The organism is Kribbella italica (assembly GCF_014205135.1).
In the GTDB taxonomy this organism is placed as follows: domain Bacteria; phylum Actinomycetota; class Actinomycetes; order Propionibacteriales; family Kribbellaceae; genus Kribbella; species Kribbella italica.
The window spans coordinates 8,009,415-8,027,706 of sequence record NZ_JACHMY010000001.1 but is presented as its reverse complement, the minus strand read 5'-3'; the positions used below and the strand labels follow the sequence as shown (position 1 = coordinate 8,027,706).

The window sequence follows — 18,292 nt, the reverse complement described above, 5'->3', positions numbered from 1 at the left end:
GGCCGCGGCGGGACGTTCCAGCCACGTGATCCGGCGAGACAGCGGCGACCAGCCACAAGCGGGTCAGGCAGTGATCCGATCGATGATCAGCTGCTGGGCCTCGTACGGCGTACCGATGTCCACGGCATCCGCCAAGGACTCCAAAGCCCGCTCGAAGCGCGAGGCGTCGTCGGCGTGGAGCGTGAGCAGCGGCTGACCCGCCGTCACCTCGTCGCCCGGCTTCGCATGCAGCTCGATACCCGCGACCGGTGAGACCGGATCCTCCTTGCGCGCCCGCCCAGCCCCCAGGCGCCAGGCAGCGACACCGACGGCCAGCGCGTCCAGTCGGCTCAGTACGCCGGTGGACTCCGCCTTGACCACGTGCTGCTCCGGCGCGACCGGCAGCTCCGCGTCCGGATCGCCGTCCTGGGCGGCGATCATCCGGCGCCACACATCCATCGCCGACCCGTCGCGCAGCTTCTCCGCCGGATCCACCCCGGTAACCCCAGCGGCCGCGAGCATCTCCGCCGCCAGCGCGACCGTCAGCTCGACGACGTCCGCCGGACCACCACCGGCGAGCACCTCCAGCGACTCCCGCACCTCGAGCGCGTTGCCAGCGGTCAGCCCGAGCGGTGTCGACATGTCGGTCAGCAGCGCGACCGTCCGGACGCCGGCATCCGTGCCCAGGGCAACCATCGTCTCGGCCAGCTCCCGCGCGTCGCCGAGGTCCTTCATGAACGCGCCGGTGCCGACCTTGACGTCCAGCACCAGCGCGCCGGTCCCCTCGGCGATCTTCTTGCTCATGATCGAGCTCGCGATCAGCGGGATCGCCTCGACCGTCCCGGTCACGTCGCGCAGCGCGTACAGCTTCTTGTCGGCCGGCGCGAGCCCGTCGCCGGCCGCGCAGATCACCGCGCCGACGTCCTCGAGCTGGTTCATCAGCTCGGTGTTGGACAGCGCGGCCCGCCAGCCGGGGATCGACTCCAGCTTGTCGAGCGTCCCGCCGGTGTGCCCGAGTCCCCGCCCGGACAGCTGCGGTACGGCGACGCCGCACGCCGCCACCAACGGTGCCAGCGGCAACGTGATCTTGTCCCCGACTCCGCCGGTCGAGTGCTTGTCCGCGGTCGGCCGGGACAGCTTCGCGAAGTCCATCCGCTCGCCGGACGCGATCATCGCCGCGGTCCAGCGGGCGATCTCGCGCCGGGTCATCCCGTTCAGCAGGATCGCCATCGCCAGCGACGACATCTGCTCGTCGGCGACCGCGCCGCGGGTGTAGGCGTCGATCACCCAGTCGATCTGCCCGTCGCTCAGCTCGCCGCGATCACGCTTGGTCCGGATGACGTCCACCGCGTCGAAGCTCACTGGTCCTCCAGGTTCTCGGGCCCGAACGCCTCGGGCAGCAACTCGCTCAGCGGCCGGCTGCCGGTCTTGGACTCCAGCAGCAGGTTCGGCCCGCCGTGCTCGTGCAGCAGCTGCCGGCACCGTCCGCACGGCGTCAGCAGCTCTTCGTTGTGATCCACACAGGTGAACGCCACCAGGCGTCCCCCACCCGTCGCGTGCAGCGCGGAGACCACTCCACACTCAGCGCACAAGGTCAGCCCGTACGACGCGTTCTCGACGTTGCACCCGGCAACCACCCGCCCGTCGTCCACCAGAGCCGCCGCCCCCACGGCGTACCCGGAGTACGGCGCGTAGGCGCGGCGCATGGCGTGGACGGCAGCCTGCCGGAGGGCAGGCCAGTCGACGTCCTCATTCCGTGACGTAGGGCTCACCGTCCGCCTTCGGCGCTCTCACTCGGCCGACCAGACCCGCAACGGCGATGACAGTGGCCAGGTACGGGGCCATCAGCAACAACTCGCCGGGGATCGGGGTCTGGATGATCTGGAGCTGCGACTGCAACTGCGTCGCGAACCCGAAGAACAGCGCGGCGACCATCGCGCCGATCGGGTGCCAGCGGCCCATGATCAGCGCGGCCAGCGCGATGAACCCGTTGCCCGCGGTCATCTCCTTGGAGAACGACCCGGCGTACCCGACGGTGAAGAACGCACCGCCGAGCCCCGCGAGCACCCCCGCCCACAGGACGGCGGAGTACCGCACCCGCTTCACGCGAATGCCGACCGTGTCGGCCGCCTTCGGGTGCTCGCCGACCGCGCGGACCCGCAGACCCCAGCGGGTCTGGAAGAGCACGAACGTGACGACGGCGACCGCGAGGTAGGTCAGGTAGACCAGGATCGTCTGGTTGAACAGGATCGGCCCGACGAACGGGATGTCACCCAGCCCCGGGATCTTCACCGCCGACAGCACGGTCGGCGTGTTCAGGTTCTCCGCGTCCTCCTGCAGGAACTGGTCGAAGAGATACCCGGTGATCCCCGACGCGAACACCACGAGCACGACGCCGAGCACGACCTGGTTCACCAGGTACTTGATCGAGAAGACCGCCAGCAGCGACGCCATCAGCACGCCGCTCACCGCCGCGGCGATCAGCGCCGCCGTCGCGCTGCCCGTCATGCTGGACACGACCGCCGCCGTGAACGCGCCGACCAGGAACTGCCCCTCGATCGCGATGTTGATGACACCGGCCCGCTCGCACAGCACACCGGCCAGCGCGCCGAGGATCAGCGGAGTCGCGAAGTTCAGCGTGCCCTGGAACTGGTTCGCCAGCGGGAACGTCTTGCCCGCCGCCGCCCAGCACAGGAACGCTCCGATGAAGCAGATCCCCAGGACGACGGCCAGCCAGCCCGAGTACTTCTGCGGCACCCGGCGCACCACGTAGGCGCCCGCGGCAACAAGTCCGAGCAGCCCCAGGAAGATGGCCACCGGCTGGGCCGGTACGCCGAGCAGGTTGTTCTGCAGGTCGCCCGAGACCAGCTGGAAGGTCGCCTTGCCGCCGTTGGTGACGATCGCCAGCCCGAGCCCGATCAGCGCGAACACCAGCATCAGGCCACCGACGCGCAACCGCCGTACGCGGTCGGCCGGTGCCTCGATCGCCGCCGGTGCGGGCTCCCGCACCGTGTCCTGGACAGTCGTGTCGCTCATCCGTTCCAGCCTTTCGCGAGGACGGCGCCGGAGCCACGTTCCTTGGGCAGGAACCGGAAGACCGAGCGCACCAGCGCCGGGGCCGCGACGAACAGCACGATCACGGCCTGCAGGACGGTGGTCAGGGTCAGCGGGGTCTGGGTCTGCAACTGCATCTGCAGACCGCCGGCGTTCAGCGCGCCGAAGAGCAGCCCGGCCAGGACCGTGCCCAGCGGCGTACCGCGGCCGAGCAGCGCGACCGTGATCGCGTCGAACCCGATCGACGCGGCGACACCATCGGTCAGCGGGAGATCCGTGCCGAGCACCTGCTGAGTGCCGGCCAGACCGGCGAGCGCACCGGCCACGACCATCGCGACCAGGTAGGCGCGACCGACCGACATGCCCGCCGTACGGGACGCGTCCGCGTTGGCACCGACCGCGCGCAGCTCGAAGCCGATCGTCGAGCGGTTCAGCAACCACCAGACGAAGACCGCGGCCAGCAGCGAGAGCAGGAACCCGACGTGCAGCCGGGTGTCACCGAACTGCGGGTACTGCGCGTTGGAGTCGACGATCGGGCTGATCGGGTCCTCGCGGCCCGGGCGCTTGAAGGCCGTTGTGGTGAGCAACCACTGCAGCAGGTAGATCGCGACGTAGTTGAGCATGATCGTGACGATCACCTCGTGCGCGCCGGTCCGCGCCTTCAGCAGACCGACCACACCGCCCCAGATCGCACCGCCGATCAGGCCGGCCACGATCGCCAGCACCAGGTGCAGGACCGGCGGCAGGTGCCACGCGAACCCGACGTACGCCGCCAGGATCGCGCCGATGATCAGCTGGCCCTGGGCCCCGATGTTGAACAGCCCGGTCCGGAAGGCCAGCGAGACCGCGAGGCCGCCGCAGATCAGCGGGGTCGCCTGGGTCAGCGACTCCGCGATCGGGTTCAGCCCGCCGAGCGCGCCGACGGCCAGGGCCTTGTACGCCTCGCCGACCGCGGTCAGCGCGGCCGACAGGGTGTCCTGCGGCGCGGCGCCGAAGTACGCGACGGCGGCCTTCACCTCGTCGTCGCCGACGATGATCAGGATCGCGCCGACGACCAGCGCCAGCACGATCGCGCTCAGCGAGACCAGTCCCTGCACCGCCCAGGACGGCAGCCCGCTCGCGGCCGGCTCCTTCACCGGGCTCGCGGGCGCCGGTGGCTGGGCCGGCTCGGTGGTCGTGTCGTTGCTCATCTAGATGGTTCCCAACGTGGTCGGGTTCTCGGTCGCCACGACCTCCGCCTCGCGCTTGGAGGCCCCGGCCATCATCAGGCCGAGCTCGTCGCGAGGGGTGTCGGACGGTACGACGCCGACCACCTTGCCGCGGTACATCACCGCGACCCGGTCGGACAGCGCGGCGATCTCGTCCAGCTCGGTGGACACGATCAGCACCGCGGTGCCCTGGTCGCGTTCTTTCACGATCCGGGTGTGCAGGAACTCGATCGAGCCGACGTCGACACCGCGGGTCGGCTGCGAGGCGACCAGCAGCTTCAGCGGCCGGGACAGCTCCCGGGCCAGCACGACCTTCTGCTGGTTGCCGCCGGACAGCGACGAGACCGGCAGGTCCGCGCCCTGCGTACGGATGTCGAACTCCTCGATCCGGGCGTGCGCGTTCTTGTCGATCTCGTCGGTACGCAGCGACAGCCCGCGACCGAACGGCTCGTTGCGGAACAGGTCGAGCACCAGGTTCTCGGCGACGGTGAAGCTGCCGACGAAGCCGTCGTGGCCGCGGTCCTCGGGGACGTACCCGATCCCGGCGTCGAGCCGGTCCCGGGTACTGCGGCCGGTCAGGTCGGCGCCGTCCAGCGAGATCTTGCCGGCCGCGATCGGGGTGAGCCCGAGCAGCGCCTCGGCGAGCTCGGTCTGACCGTTGCCCTGGACACCGGCCACGGCGAGGATCTCGCCGGCCCGGACCTCCAGGTCGACCGCGTCGACGGCGGTGAACCCGCGCTCGTCGATCACCGTCAGGCCCTCGATCGTGAGCACCGGCGCGCCGGGCTGGGCCGGCTCCTTGTCCACCACCAGGTCGACCGCGCGGCCGACCATCAGCTCGGCCAGCTCTTCCTCCGACGCCGACGGCTCGGCCTGGCCGACCACCTTGCCCCGGCGGATCACGGTGATCTTGTCCGCGATCGCCTTGACCTCCTTGAGCTTGTGGGTGATGAAGACGATCGAGGTGCCGTTCTCCTTCAGCTGCCGCATCACCGTGATCAGCTCGTCGATCTCGGCCGGGGTGAGCACCGCGGTCGGCTCGTCCAGGATCAGCACCCGGGCGTCGTTGGTGAGCGCCTTGATGATCTCGACCCGCTGCTGCACCCCGACCGGGATGTCCTCGACCAGGGCCTCGGGGTCGACCTCGAACCCGTACCGGTCGGACAGCTCGCTGACCAGGGCGTGCGCCTTCTTGCGGTCGAGCACACCGCCGGGGTGGGTGTTCTCCCGGCCGAGCATGATGTTCTCGGCGACGGTGAACACCGGGACCAGCATGAAGTGCTGGTGCACCATGCCGATGCCGTGACCGATCGCGTCGCTGGGCGAGGTGATCGCGACCTTCTCGCCGTCGACCACGATCTCGCCGGAGTCGGGCTGCAGCAGCCCGTAGAGCATGTTCATCAGGGTCGACTTGCCGGCACCGTTCTCGCCGAGCAGGCAGTGGATCTCGCCCGGTTCGATCACCAGGTCGATGTGGTCGTTGGCGACCAGCGAGCCGAAGCTCTTGGTCAGCCCCGAGAGCTCTAGATGCATCTGCGGCCTCTCTTCAGACGGCGAGCCAGGAAGGCGAACCCGGTGGGGTCCCGCCTTCCTGGCTCGCACCGTACTACGGAGATGTCTCCTGGGTCAGGAGGCCTTCGGCTGCGCCTTCGACGCGACCGGGACCTTGCCACTGATCAGGTCCTTCTTCAGCTGGTCGATCTCCGACTTCAGCTCGGCCGGGATCTTGCTGTCGAACTCGTGGTACGGCGACAGCCCGGTGCCGTTGTTCTCCAGCGTGCCGACGTAGGGCGTGGTGTCGAACTTGTCGTCCACGGCGGCCTTGATCGCGTCCTGGACCGAGACGTCCATGCCCTTGAAGACACTGCTCAGCAGCACGCTGCAGTACTCCGCGGCGCTCTCGCAGCCGTCGGTGTCGACCCAGATCGCGTTGACCTTGCCGTTGCTGGCCTTCGCGGCCTGCAGACCGCCCAGTCCGGCCGGACCGGCGACGGGGAAGATGATGTCGGCGCCCTGGGTGATCAGGTTCTGCGCCGTGTTCTGGCCCTTCGCCTTGTCCTCGAAGTCACCCGCGAACAGCCCGGTCTGCTTGGCGTCGTCCCAGCCGAGCACGGTGACGTTCTTGCCCTTGGCCTGGTTGTAGTAGCGCACGCCCTCGGCGTACCCGTCCATGAAGATCGTCACGGTCGGGATCTTGATCCCGCCGAAGGTGCCGACCTTGCCGGTCTGGCTCATGCCGGCGGCCAGGTAGCCCGCCAGGAAGCTCGACTGCGCGGTGTTGAAGGCCAGCGGCTTGACGTTGTCGGCCTTCGGCAGCGTCGCCAGGTCTCCCGGGTCGACCAGCGCGAACTTGACCGAGGTGTTCGCCTTGGCCGCCTCGAAGGTGGAGTCGTTCAGCTTGAAGCCGACCCCGACGATGATGTTGCACTTCTGCGTCACCATCGCCTGCATGTTGGTCGGGTAGTCGTTGTCCGACTTCGACTCCGCCTTGGCCTCGGTGACACCGAGCGACTTGACCGCGTCCTCCAGGCCCTTGTACGACGTCTGGTTGAACGACTTGTCGTCGAAACCGCCCGAGTCGGAGACCATGCACGCCTTGAAGTCCTTGTTGGCGTCGTTCCCTCCGCCGGCCGAGTCCTCGGTCGGCTTGCTGCCACACGCGGCGACGGCGAGCGTCAACGCGCTCACGATCGCCAGTCCCCGCACGTACTTCTTCACCGGACGTCTCCTTCGTCGAACCGATTGCAAGGTGTGCCGCACGCCTTCCCCAGCGTGCCGCATCCGCAGACTATAGGGGCCACCCCTGCTTTCTTTGAACGTCACGAGAGCCTCGATACCGGAAAGTGACCGGCCGGTGCGTCACACGACCGCAATTCCTCCGGTCCGTCGCCACCTGTCACCGTCCGTGACCATTCCCCGGTGACAATCTCGTGACAATTGGTCACTCTACGTAGTGCTTGCCTGCAGCAACCTGCAGAATCATTGCCTCAGGCCCGTAACCCGGTGTGGGCTGAGCCCTACTGGGTGCGACCGCGATCGGCGGTCGCCGGTTCGAGGGGAAACCACGATGAACGTACGCAGCAGACGACTCGGCACCGCCGCGGCAGGGCTGATGGTCGCCGCCACCACTCTCACGGTGGTCCAGGCGCCCGGGGCGAGCGCCGCCACCAGCTGCAGGTCCGGTACGCACTGGAAGGCCTGCAGCACGATCACCCAGCGCATCCCGGTGTCGTTCGTGGTCGGCTACAAGCACTCGTACCTCAACCAGCTCGACCGGACGGCGACCGGTTCCTGCTCGTCGACGACCAGCAAGACCGTCAGCTTCGGGGTGAGTGTGGGAGTAAAGGCCGAGGTCAAGGCAGCGATCTTCGCGAGTATGGAGGCCTCGCTGACCGCCGACGTCTCGACCTCGATGCAGACCGGTTACAGCGCCGGGTTCACGTTCCCGGTCAAGCCGAAGAGCCGGGTCTACTGCGAGCGGGGCATCTACAAGGAGAACGTGAAGGGCAACAGCACCTACTCGTGGTACGGGGGTGGCGCGGGCACCACCCGGCAGTCGTGGACGGCGAGCGCCCCGAGCATCGCCGAGTGGCGCATCCACTACTGATCGGCACCACGATGACAAGGACGGCAGCGGCCTGGGTGGGTACGGCGTGTGCCGTGCTCGTCCTGGCCACCGGGTGCGGCCGAACGGGATCCGGGCCGGCGGCGGAGTCCTCTCCGCCGGCCGCGATCCCGACCGTCGCAACGACCGCACCGGGTGACGACGTGACGGTGACGGCGCAGCCGGGTGACCAGGTCCTGCTCACCAAGTCCGGCAGCACTGCGGGCAGCACCCCGTTCAGCGGGAGGTTCGGGCCGGAGTACTCGCTATACGCCCGGTGCCGCGGCGAGGGTGCGATGACGGTGACTGGCCTCGGCGACGAGCCCTGGACGGCCACCTGCGACGGCATTCCGACGCAGCTGACTGTTCTCACTGACGACCGCGTGGTCAACCTGCGGCTGACCACGGTCACCGGGACGAGATGGAGTTTCGTGGTCGCGCGGAGCAAGTCCGCGTCCGCTGGGTGATCCGGGTGTCCCATCGGCCGGATGAGATGATCGGCCGATGGGAAACTCGCACCACCTGTTGCTGTCCGACGTCGCGGCTCGCGTCGAGGAGGTGCGGGAGCAGTCGATCGCCGTACGGCGGGATCTGCACGCGCACCCGGAGCTCGGGTGGCACGAGGTGCGGACGACCGAGGTGATCAGGCAACAACTCGTCGACGCCGGGCTGTCGCCGCAGGTGCTGCCGACCGGGACCGGGCTGATCTGCGACATCGGGTCGGGCGACTCCTGCGTGGCCCTGCGCGCCGACATCGACGCGCTGCCGGTGCCGGACGCGGTCGGGAACCCGTGGCGTTCGACGATCGACGGCGTCGCGCACGCCTGCGGCCACGACATCCACACCTCCGCGCTGGTCGGCGCGGCGCTCGTGCTGGCCGGGATGGCCCGCGACGGGCTGCTCGACCGGCGGGTGCGGCTGATCTTCCAGCCCGCCGAGGAGGTGATGCCCGGCGGCGCGCTGGGCGTGATCGCCGCCGGCGGCCTGGACGGCGTACGGCGGATCTTCGGGCTGCACTGCGATCCCCGGCTGCAGGTCGGTCAGGTCGGCCTGCGGGTCGGCGCGCTGACCGCCGCGGCCGACCGGATCCTCGTTCGGCTGACCGGTCCGGGCGGGCACACGTCCCGCCCGCACCTGACCGGCGACCTGGTCTACGCACTCGCGACGCTGGTCACCGAGCTTCCCGCAGCGCTGTCGCGCCGCGTCGACCCGCGCGCGGGGATGTCACTGGTCTGGGGCCGGATCACCTCCGGCTCGGCCGCGAACGCGATCCCGGCGCGCGGCGAGGCCGAGGGCACGTTGCGCTGCCTCGACGTGAGCGCCTGGCGGCTGGCCGCCGAGCTGATCCCGGGGCTCGCCGAGCAGCTGGTCGCGCCGTACGGCGTACAGGTGGACACCGAGGTCACGCACGGCGTCCCGCCGGTGATGAACGACGCGGCCGCGATCGAGGTGTTCCGGACCGCGGTCGAGCAGACGCTCGGCTCGGACGCGCTCGCGCAGACGGATCAGAGCCTCGGCGGCGAGGACTTCGCGTGGTACCTCGAGCACGTGCCGGGCGCGATGGCGCGGCTCGGCGTACGGCCGCTGGGTGAGGACCGGGCGGCCGACCTGCACACGCCGGGCTTCGACCCGTCCGAGGACGCCATCACCCTCGGCACGAAGGTCCTGGTGTCCTCGGCGTTGCTGGACTAGAAGGCGTCGGTCGGGACGTAGACGCCCCAGACCTCGCGGAGTGCGTTGCAGACCTCGCCGACCGTGGCGCGCGCCTGCAGGGCCTCCTTCATCGGATAGAGGCAGTTGTCGTTGCCTCGGGCAGCGTTCTGCAGATCGGTCAGCGCCTTGTCGACGGCGGCCTGGTCACGTTCTGCACGCAGCTTCTCGAGCCGCGCGACCTGCTGCGCCTCGATCGCCGGGTCGACGCGGAGCGGCTCGTACGGCTCCTCTTCGGCGGCCTGGAACTTGTTGAGCCCGACAACGACCCGTTCGCCGCTGTCGATCTCCAGCGCGATCTTGTACGCCGACCGCTCGATCTCCTGCTTCTGGAAGCCCTTCTCGATCGCGGCCACCGCGCCGCCGTACTCCTCGACCTGGTCCATCAGTTCCCGCGCCGCGGCCTCGACCTCGTCGGTCAGCGCCTCGACGACGTACGAGCCGGCGAACGGGTCGACCGTCGCGGTCACGTCGGTCTCGTAGGCCAGCACCTGCTGCGTGCGCAGCGCGAGCCGGGCCGCCTTCTCGGTCGGCAGCGCGATCGCCTCGTCGTACGAGTTGGTGTGCAGGGACTGCGTGCCCCCCAGTACGGCGGCCAGGCCCTGCACGGCGACGCGGACCAGGTTGACCTCGGGCTGCTGCGCGGTGAGCTGTACGCCGGCCGTCTGGGTGTGGAAGCGCAGCATCAGCGACTTGGGGTTCTCGGCGCCGAACTCGTCGCGCATCACCTGCGCCCAGATCCGGCGGGCGGCGCGGAACTTCGCGACCTCCTCCAGCAGCGTGGTCCGGGCGACGAAGAAGAACGACAACCGCGGCGCGAACTTGTCGACGTCGAGCCCCGCGGCGACCGCGGCGCGGACGTACTCGATCCCGTCGGCCAGCGTGAACGCGATCTCCTGCGCGGGCGTCGCCCCCGCCTCGGCCATGTGGTAGCCGGAGATCGAGATCGTGTTCCAGCGCGGCAGCTCGGCCTGGCAGTACCCGAAGATGTCGCTGATCAGTCGCAGCGACTCCTTCGGCGGGTAGATGTAGGTGCCGCGGGCGATGTACTCCTTGAGTACGTCGTTCTGGATCGTCCCGGTCAGCTTGTCGCCGCTGACGCCCTGCTCCTCCGCGACGAGTTGGTACAGCAGCAACAGCACGGACCCCGGCGCGTTGATCGTCATCGAGGTCGACACCTGGTCCAGCGGAATCTTGTCGAACAGGATCCGCATGTCGTCGATCGAGTCGATCGCCACGCCGACCTTCCCGACCTCCCCGTGCGCCAGCTCCGCGTCGGAGTCGTACCCCATCTGCGTCGGCAGGTCGAACGCGACCGACAACCCCATCGTCCCCGCGTCGATCAGCTGGTGGTACCGCTGATTCGACTCCTTCGCCGTCCCGAACCCGGCGTACTGCCGCATCGTCCACGGCCGCTGCGTGTACATGGTCGGGTAGACACCGCGCGTGAACGGGTACTGCCCCGGCTCCCCCAGCTTCTCCGCCGGATCGAACCCGTCGAGCGGCCCGTACACGGGCTGGAAGTCCGACCCGGACTCGGTCTGATGGCTCATCCCCCCACGGTAAGCCGCCCAGTGCCGGTACTGGTACGCCTGGCCTGGTGAGATCGAGCACGCACCGTGAGCGAGGTCTCAACCCAGGGTGGAGTGACGCCCGGTGTTCGGCTGGGCGCTACCCGTGGTCGCTTCGTGGTCACCCGGGCGTCATCGGCAGGCCCGGACAGTGTCGTCCACGGATCGGCGTTCGGTCATGGAGGCGTCGCCGAGGGTTCACCGGGGGTGGGGAACCTTTCAGGCGTGCGCATCGTGATGGTCGCTGAGTCCTTCCTGCCGCAGATCAATGGCGTGGCGAACACGGTTCGTCATGTCGCCGACCGGTTGCTCGCGCGGGACCACGAGCTGCTGATCATTGCCGCCGGCCCCGGGCCGGACAGTTACCACGGGGTGCGGGTGATTCGGGCCCGGAGCTTCGGGATCCCTGGCTACAAGGAGTTTCCGGTCGGGCTGCCCGATCCGGGGATCGAGCGGGCGATGGCCGACTTCAAGCCGGAGCTCGTACATCTCGCGTCGCCGTTCATCCTCGGCGCGTACGGGCTGCGGGCCGCGCGCCGGCTCGGGCTGCCGACGGTGGCGATCTTCCAGACCGACATCGCCGGGTTCGCCCGGCAGTACCCGTGGTTCGCCAAGACCGACCGGGCCGTGTGGGCCTGGCTGCGGCGGACGCACTCACGCGTCGACCGGACGCTCGCGCCGTCGTCCGCGGCGATGCAGCAGTTGGTCGAGGCCGGCGTACCGCGGGTGCAGCACTGGGGTCGCGGCGTGAACCTCGACCTGTTCGATCCCTCCCACCGCGACGAGCAGTGGCGCCAGGAGATCTCCCCCGACGGCAAGCCGATCGTCGGGTACGTCGGCCGGCTGGCCGCCGAGAAGAAGGTCCGCCGGCTCGCCGAACTCACCGATCTCGGCTGCCACGTCGTGATCGTCGGCGACGGCCCGGACCGCCACTCACTGGAGCACAATTTGCCTGAGGCAACATTCCTGGGAATGCGGCGCGGCGCCGAGCTGGCGTCGATCTTCGCCGGGCTGGACGTGTTCGTGCACACCGGTGAGCACGAGACGTTCTGCCAGACCATCCAGGAGGCGCAGGCGTCCGGAGTCGCGACGGTCGGCCCGGCCGCGGGTGGTCCGCTCGACCTGATCCACCCGGGCGAGAACGGGCTGCTGTTCGAGCCCGGGCAGGCCGGATCGCTGCGGGACGCGGTGTCGTTCCTGCTCGACAACCCCGACGCGCGGGCCTCGATGGCCGCGCACGGGCTGCGCCGGGTGCAGACCCGGACCTGGCCCGCGGTGGTCGACGACCTGGTCGACCGGCACTACGCGGAAGTGATGGCGGCCCACACCGCAGGCCGTCCGGCGAACCCCCGCGCGGCGCGGGTCCGGCGGGCCGCATGACCCACCAGCTCACGCCGTACGGCGAACGACCGCACGCCACGGGCCTGCGGATCGCCCAGCTGGCGAACTTCGTCGGGCCCACGTCCGGCGGCATGCGGACTGCGATCGAGCACCTCGGCCAGGGCTACGTCGAGGCCGGCGCCGAACGGATCCTGATCACGCCCGGCGAACGCGACAGCGTGACCAAGACCGAGCACGGCACGATCGTCCGGATGAAGGCGCCGAAGGTCGGCGGCGGCTACCGCCTGATCACCGACCCGTGGCGGGTGATCGAGACCCTCGAACGCTTCGAGCCGACCACGGTCGAGATCTCCGACAAGTCGACGCTGCTCCCGGTCGCGCGCTGGGCCAAGAAGAACGACATCGGCTCGGTGCTTTTCAGCCATGAACGCCTGGACGCGATGCTGTCGCTGCGAGCGGCTCGCCAGACCCGCCGGAGCGGGGAGGTCCTCAGGCCGGGATGGTGGGGCGGCGAGCCGGGCCAGTACCGCCAGTTCGGCGTGGCCGCCGGAGTCGGCGCGCTCTACAAACTCCTCAGCCGCACGTACGACGCGGTGGTGGTGACGTCGCGCTACGCGGCCGCCGAGTTCGACGAGGTCACCACGCCGCTGATCCGGATCCCGCTCGGCGTCGACCTGGAGACCTTCCACCCGTCGCGCGCCGAGCCGGTCGACGACGGGCTGCTGAAGCTCGTGCACGCCGGCCGTCTGTCGCGGGAGAAGAGCCCGCACCTGGCCGTCGCGACGGCCGCCGAGCTCCACAAGCGCGGCGTACCGCTGCGGATGGACGTGTACGGATCCGGCCCGCACCTCGACGAGCTCATCGCGATCGCCGGCAGCGCGCCCGTTCACTTCCACGGGTACGTCGACGGCCGGACGACGCTCGCCCGGCACCTCGCCGAGGCCGACATCGCCCTGTCGGTCTGCCCGGGCGAGACCTTCGGCCTGGCCGTCCTCGAAGCGCTGGCGGCCGGCACTCCGGTCGTCACCGCGAACACCGGCGGCGCGCGTGAACTGGTCGATGCGACCTGCGGGCGCTGGGCTCCGGCCAACCCGCGCGCGCTCGCGGACGCCGTACAGGAGCTGACGACCGTGCCCGGCCGCAGAGCCGCGGCCCGGAAGCGGGCCGAACTCTACGACTGGGACACGTGCGTGCAGCACATGCTCAAGCTGCACACCCAACTGACTCAGAACAGGATGGCCGCCTAGGTCAGGTGGTCGTAGTCTCCGCGGGCCCACGCGGCATGCCGGTCCGCGGAGAACCGGACGACCTGCTTGGCGTCGACCGGGATCGCGCCACCGAAGTTCCCGTACAGGCGGTCGTAGGCGAACACGTCCAACGCCTTCGCGACCCGGTCCACGACCGCACCCGACAAAGGGATCCGGTTCGGGTACGAACGCATGAAGCTCACCGACGTCCGGTCCGGATTCGCGAAAAGGGTGTCCCCGGCAAGGATCACACCCTTGCCGTCGGCCCCTTCCGCCCAGTGCACGATCGCACTGCCCGGGAAGTGTCCCCCCGGCTGAATCAGCGTGACCCCCGGCAGCAGGTCGAGCTGGCCCGACCAGGTCCGGATCACCGGGTCCTGCCGGGCGACCCACTCGGCGTCGGCCTCCGACACGTACACCGGTACGTCGCCGAGCCGCTTGCTCCACTCCACCTGTACGCCGTACATGTGCGGGTGGCTGGCGATGATCGCCTTCACCTCACCGAGCGCGCGTACCCCCTCGACGGCCGCGTCGTCCAGGTAGCCGATCGGGTCCCAGAGCAGGTTGCCTTCCGGCGTCTGCACGAGCATCGACTGCTGCCCGATCCCGGCGCCCGGCTCGGAAGTGATCCCGTGCAGGCCGGGCTCGACCTCCTTCAGCTTCACCGTGTAGCCGGCCGCGGCCAGCTCCTCCAGCGTGGTCCAGTGCTGGCCGTCGGCCGGCACCCACTGCCGCTCGTCGGCGCAGATCGCGCAGACCTCGACCTGCTCGCTGTGCTCGACCGCGCAGGTCGCACAGATCCAGAAACCCACCGTTGCCGCCTCCTCACTGTTCGGTCTCGTCAGCCCGTTCAATGATCCTGAACCCCGCTGGAACTCACCTGCGCGCGACCGATGTCACACCTGAGCGGTCCGGAACAGTCCAGGCAGGGGAATAGCATCAAATGTAAGCACACCAGCATCGTGGGAGGTTCGGCAGTGGCCGGCAAGCCAGTAGGCACGCTTTACCGGGGCCGCGAGGGCATGTGGTCGTGGGTGGCGCACCGGATCACCGGCGTGGGGATCTTCTTCTTCCTGCTGGTGCACGTGCTCGACACCGCGCTGGTCCGGGTCTCCCCGGAGGCGTACAACGAGGTGATCGGCACCTACAAGAACCCGATCGTCGGCCTGATGGAGGTCGGTCTGGTCGCCGCGATCCTGTTCCACGCCTTCAACGGCATCCGGCTGATCCTGGTGGACTTCTGGGCCAAGGGCCCGCGCTACCAGCGGCAGCTGATGATCGGGGTCGGTGTCGTCTGGGTCGTGCTGTTCGTGCCGTTCGTGATCCGGCACCTGATGCACGTCTTCGGAGGCTGACATGACCGACATCGCTCAGCCCCGCTCGTCGAGCCGGTCGCGTTCGCTCAAGGGCGGCGGCCGCAACCGCTCCGGCCAGACCAACTTCGAGCTGTACGGCTGGCTGTTCATGCGGCTGTCCGGCCTGGCGCTCGTCGTACTGGTGCTCGGCCACCTGTTCGTCAACCTGATGCTCGGCGGCGGGATCACCGCGCTGGACTTCGGGTTCGTGGCCGGCAAGTGGGCCAACCCGCTGTGGCAGGTCTGGGACCTGCTGATGCTGTGGCTGGCAATGCTGCACGGCACCAACGGGATGCGCACGATCATCAACGACTACGCCGAGAAGGACCAGACCAGGTTCTGGCTGAAGGCCCTGCTGATCACCGCCTCGATCGTGATCGTCGTGCTCGGAACCTTGGTCATCTTCACCTTCGACCCCTGCCTAGACCCGAACAGCACACTGACGGTCTGCAAGTAAGGACATCTGAATATGCAGCGGCACCAGTACGACGTAGTGATCGTCGGCGCGGGCGGCGCGGGGATGCGCGCGGCCCTGGAGTCCAGCAAGCGGACCCGGACCGCGGTGCTCACCAAGCTCTACCCGACCCGGTCGCACACCGGCGCGGCCCAGGGCGGCATGTGCGCCGCGCTGGCCAACGTCGAGGAGGACAACTGGGAGTGGCACACCTTCGACACCGTCAAGGGCGGTGACTTCCTGGTCGACCAGGACGCCGCCGAGGTGATGTGCCGAGAGGCCGTCGACGCGGTGCTCGACCTGGAGAAGATGGGCCTGCCGTTCAACCGGACGGCCGAGGGCAAGATCGACCAGCGCTTCTTCGGTGGCCACACCCGCAACCACGGCGAGGCCGTCGTACGGCGCTCGTGCTTCGCGGCGGACCGTACCGGCCACATGATCCTGCAGACGCTGTACCAGCAGTGCATCAAGCAGAACGTCGAGTTCTTCAACGAGTTCTACGTGCTGGACCTGCTGATGGTCGCCGGTCGTGCGACCGGCGTGGTCGCGTACGAGCTGGACACCGGTGAGCTGCACATCTTCAGCGCCAAGTCGATCGTGTTCGCCTCGGGCGGTTTCGGCAAGGTCTTCCGTACGACGTCCAACGCGCACACGCTGACCGGTGACGGCATGGGCATCGTGTGGCGCAAGGGCCTGCCGCTGGAGGACATGGAGTTCTTCCAGTTCCACCCGACCGGTCTGGCCGGCCTCGGCGTACTGCTGTCGGAGGCGGCCCGTGGTGAGGGCGGGATCCTGCGCAACGCGGACAACGAGCGCTTCATGGAGCGGTACGCGCCGACGGTCAAGGACCTCGCGCCGCGGGACATGGTGGCCCGCGCGATGGCGAACGAGGTCCGCGAAGGCCGCGGCTGCGGGCCCGACAAGGCGTACGTGATGCTCGACCTGACCCACCTCGAGCCCGCGCACATCGACGCGAAGCTGCCCGACATCACCGAGTTCGCCCGGACCTACCTCGGCGTCGAGCCGTACACCGAGCAGATCCCGGTCTTCCCGACCGCGCACTACGCGATGGGCGGCATCCCGACCAACATCCGTGGCGAGGCGCTGGCCAACAACGACGACGTGATCCCCGGCCTGTACGCCGCCGGCGAGGTCGCCTGCGTGTCCGTGCACGGCGCCAACCGGCTGGGCACGAACTCGCTGCTCGACATCAACGTGTTCGGCCGCCGGGCCGGGATCGCGGCCGCGGAGTACGCCGGGACCGCGGAGTTCGAGGAGCTTCCGGAGCGGCCCGAGGACTTCGTCGTCGACCTGGTCGAGGGGCTGCGCAACGCCACCGGGGACGAGCGGGTGGCCGCGATCCGGACCGACCTGCAGGCCACGATGGACATCAACGCGCAGGTGTACCGGACCGAGGGTTCGCTGAAGCAGGCGCTGGTCGACATCGAGGGCCTGAAGACCCGGTTCGCGAACGTCGCCGTACAGGACAAGGGCAAGCGGTTCAACACCGACCTGCTCGAGGCCGTCGAGCTCGGTTTCCTGATCGACCTGGCCGAGGTGCTCGTGGTCTCGGCGCTGGAGCGCAAGGAATCCCGCGGCGGGCACTTCCGCGAGGACTACGACAAGCGCGACGACGTGAACTTCATGCGGCACACGATGGCGTACCGCGAGGTCGATGCCGAGGGCAACATCAACATCAGGCTGGACTACAAGCCGGTCGTCCAGACTCGCTACAAGCCGATGGAGCGCAAGTACTGATGGACGTCAAGGTTAAGATCCTCCGGTACAACCCGGAGGTCACCGAGGAGTCCGAGTGGATCACCTACTCGGTCACCCTGCAGCCGGGCGACCGTGTGCTGGACGCGCTGCACAAGATCAAGTGGGAGCAGGACGGCACCCTCACCTTCCGCCGCTCCTGCGCGCACGGCGTCTGCGGTTCGGACGCGATGCGGATCAACGGCCGCAACCGGCTGGCCTGCAAGACGCTGATCAAGGACCTGAACCCGGGCAAGGAGATCACCGTCGAGCCCATCAAGGGCCTGCCGGTGCTCAAGGACCTGGTCGTCGACATGGAGCCGTTCTTCGACGCCTACCGCGCGGTGATGCCGTTCCTGGTCACCGACGGGCACGAGCCGAGCCGCGAGCGGATCCAGTCCCAGTCCGACCGGGAGCGCTTCGACGACACCACCAAGTGCATCCTCTGCGCGGCCTGTACGACGTCCTGCCCGGTGTTCTGGTCCGACGGCCAGTACTTCGGCCCGCAGGCGATCGTCGGCGCGCACCGCTTCATCTTCGACAGCCGCGACGAGGGCACCGAGCAGCGCCTGGAGATCCTGAACGACAAGGAGGGTGTCTGGCGCTGCCGCACCACCTTCAACTGCACCGACGCCTGCCCGCGGGGCATCGAGGTCACCAAGGCCATCCAGGAGGTCAAACGAGCTTTGATCTTCCGTCGGGTCTGAGGGAAAGGAGCTTCCGCTCTCAGCCGTGCACCAACCACCGCGCTCGTCGTTCCAACCGACGGCGGGGTGGTTTGGGCGGCGATCGGCAGTCCACACCCCGACCCCGGGAAGGCAAGGAGCTGCCGCTCCCAGCCGCGCACTAACCACCGCGCTCGCCGTTCCATCCGGCGGCGGGGTGGTTTGGGCGGCGATCGGCAGTCCACACCCCGACCCCCGGAAGGCAAGGAGCTGCCGCTCCCAGCCGCGCACCAACCACCGCGCCCGACGTTCCATCGGACAGCGGAGTGGGTGGGCGGGCGCACGGTGA

17 protein-coding genes are annotated in these 18,292 nt (G+C 69.1%); 9 read left to right on the top strand and 8 right to left on the bottom strand.

The window, feature by feature from the left end; genetic code table 11:
- Positions 1–63 precede the first annotated feature (63 nt).
- The 6 genes from HDA39_RS37665 to HDA39_RS37640 form a co-directional block, all read right to left on the bottom strand.
- On the bottom strand, positions 64–1,341 hold the full coding sequence (locus HDA39_RS37665; RefSeq protein ID WP_184803507.1) for a thymidine phosphorylase: 1,278 nt from the start codon (positions 1,339–1,341) through the stop codon (positions 64–66).
- Complete coding sequence (locus HDA39_RS37660) at positions 1,338–1,751, bottom strand: cytidine deaminase (protein WP_337926057.1); 414 nt, start codon at positions 1,749–1,751, stop codon at positions 1,338–1,340. Before HDA39_RS37660 ends, HDA39_RS37665 begins: the two co-directional genes overlap by 4 nt.
- A complete protein-coding gene (locus tag HDA39_RS37655) occupies positions 1,729–3,015 on the bottom strand; it encodes an ABC transporter permease (protein ID WP_184803503.1) in 1,287 nt (428 codons plus the stop codon). The genes HDA39_RS37660 and HDA39_RS37655 overlap by 23 nt, the downstream gene beginning before the upstream one ends.
- Positions 3,012–4,223, bottom strand: coding sequence for an ABC transporter permease (locus HDA39_RS37650; protein WP_184803501.1), 1,212 nt, complete (start codon positions 4,221–4,223; stop codon positions 3,012–3,014). Before HDA39_RS37650 ends, HDA39_RS37655 begins: the two co-directional genes overlap by 4 nt.
- Positions 4,224–5,774 (bottom strand): ABC transporter ATP-binding protein, encoded by a 1,551-nt coding sequence (locus HDA39_RS37645; RefSeq protein ID WP_184803500.1) that lies wholly within the window; start codon positions 5,772–5,774, stop codon positions 4,224–4,226. It abuts the gene before it with no gap.
- Between the two features lie 93 nt (positions 5,775–5,867).
- Positions 5,868–6,959 (bottom strand): BMP family lipoprotein, encoded by a 1,092-nt coding sequence (locus HDA39_RS37640; protein ID WP_337926056.1) that lies wholly within the window; start codon positions 6,957–6,959, stop codon positions 5,868–5,870.
- Positions 6,960–7,308: 349 nt separating this feature from the next.
- Between HDA39_RS37640 and HDA39_RS37635 the strand changes: the two genes are divergently transcribed.
- Genes HDA39_RS37635 through HDA39_RS37625 form a run of 3 tightly spaced genes read left to right on the top strand, consistent with a single transcriptional unit; the run spans position 7,309 to position 9,537 of the window.
- Positions 7,309–7,848 (top strand): hypothetical protein, encoded by a 540-nt coding sequence (locus HDA39_RS37635; protein WP_184803496.1) that lies wholly within the window; start codon positions 7,309–7,311, stop codon positions 7,846–7,848.
- Positions 7,830–8,312, top strand: a complete 483-nt coding sequence (locus HDA39_RS37630) for a hypothetical protein (protein ID WP_184803494.1) — start codon at positions 7,830–7,832, stop codon at positions 8,310–8,312. Before HDA39_RS37635 ends, HDA39_RS37630 begins: the two co-directional genes overlap by 19 nt.
- A 37-nt stretch (positions 8,313–8,349) precedes the next feature.
- The gene (locus HDA39_RS37625; protein WP_184803492.1) at positions 8,350–9,537 is read left to right on the top strand and encodes an amidohydrolase; all 1,188 of its coding nucleotides are present in this window, start codon (positions 8,350–8,352) and stop codon (positions 9,535–9,537) included.
- Here the strand turns inward: HDA39_RS37625 and HDA39_RS37620 are convergent.
- Positions 9,534–11,108 (bottom strand): acyl-CoA mutase large subunit family protein, encoded by a 1,575-nt coding sequence (locus tag HDA39_RS37620; protein ID WP_184803490.1) that lies wholly within the window; start codon positions 11,106–11,108, stop codon positions 9,534–9,536. The two genes, HDA39_RS37625 and HDA39_RS37620, sit on opposite strands and share 4 nt — an antisense overlap.
- Before the next feature lie 243 nt (positions 11,109–11,351).
- Here HDA39_RS37620 and HDA39_RS37615 point away from each other — a divergent pair, with 243 nt between their 5' ends.
- Positions 11,352–12,506 (top strand): glycosyltransferase family 4 protein, encoded by a 1,155-nt coding sequence (locus HDA39_RS37615; protein WP_337926055.1) that lies wholly within the window; start codon positions 11,352–11,354, stop codon positions 12,504–12,506.
- On the top strand, positions 12,503–13,714 hold the full coding sequence (locus HDA39_RS37610) for a glycosyltransferase (protein WP_184803488.1): 1,212 nt from the start codon (positions 12,503–12,505) through the stop codon (positions 13,712–13,714). Before HDA39_RS37615 ends, HDA39_RS37610 begins: the two co-directional genes overlap by 4 nt.
- On the opposite strand, the gene HDA39_RS37605 is transcribed toward HDA39_RS37610, so the two are convergent.
- On the bottom strand, positions 13,711–14,526 hold the full coding sequence (locus tag HDA39_RS37605; protein WP_184803487.1) for an MBL fold metallo-hydrolase: 816 nt from the start codon (positions 14,524–14,526) through the stop codon (positions 13,711–13,713). The genes HDA39_RS37610 and HDA39_RS37605 overlap by 4 nt on opposite strands.
- Before the next feature lie 150 nt (positions 14,527–14,676).
- Here HDA39_RS37605 and sdhC point away from each other — a divergent pair, with 150 nt between their 5' ends.
- From sdhC to HDA39_RS37585, 4 genes are read left to right on the top strand one after another with little or no spacing between them, the layout of a single operon-like run.
- Entirely contained in the window at positions 14,677–15,069 is a 393-nt protein-coding gene (sdhC, locus tag HDA39_RS37600; RefSeq protein WP_460658522.1) for a succinate dehydrogenase, cytochrome b556 subunit, read from the top strand.
- Between the two features lies 1 nt (position 15,070).
- Positions 15,071–15,526 (top strand): succinate dehydrogenase hydrophobic membrane anchor subunit, encoded by a 456-nt coding sequence (locus tag HDA39_RS37595; RefSeq protein ID WP_184803486.1) that lies wholly within the window; start codon positions 15,071–15,073, stop codon positions 15,524–15,526.
- Positions 15,527–15,538: 12 nt separating this feature from the next.
- Positions 15,539–17,281 (top strand): succinate dehydrogenase flavoprotein subunit, encoded by a 1,743-nt coding sequence (gene sdhA / locus HDA39_RS37590; protein ID WP_184803485.1) that lies wholly within the window; start codon positions 15,539–15,541, stop codon positions 17,279–17,281.
- Positions 17,281–17,985: a succinate dehydrogenase iron-sulfur subunit gene (locus tag HDA39_RS37585; protein WP_184803484.1), complete on the top strand. Its 705-nt coding sequence runs from the start codon at positions 17,281–17,283 to the stop codon at positions 17,983–17,985. Before sdhA ends, HDA39_RS37585 begins: the two co-directional genes overlap by 1 nt.
- The last annotated feature ends 307 nt before the right edge of the window (positions 17,986–18,292 follow it).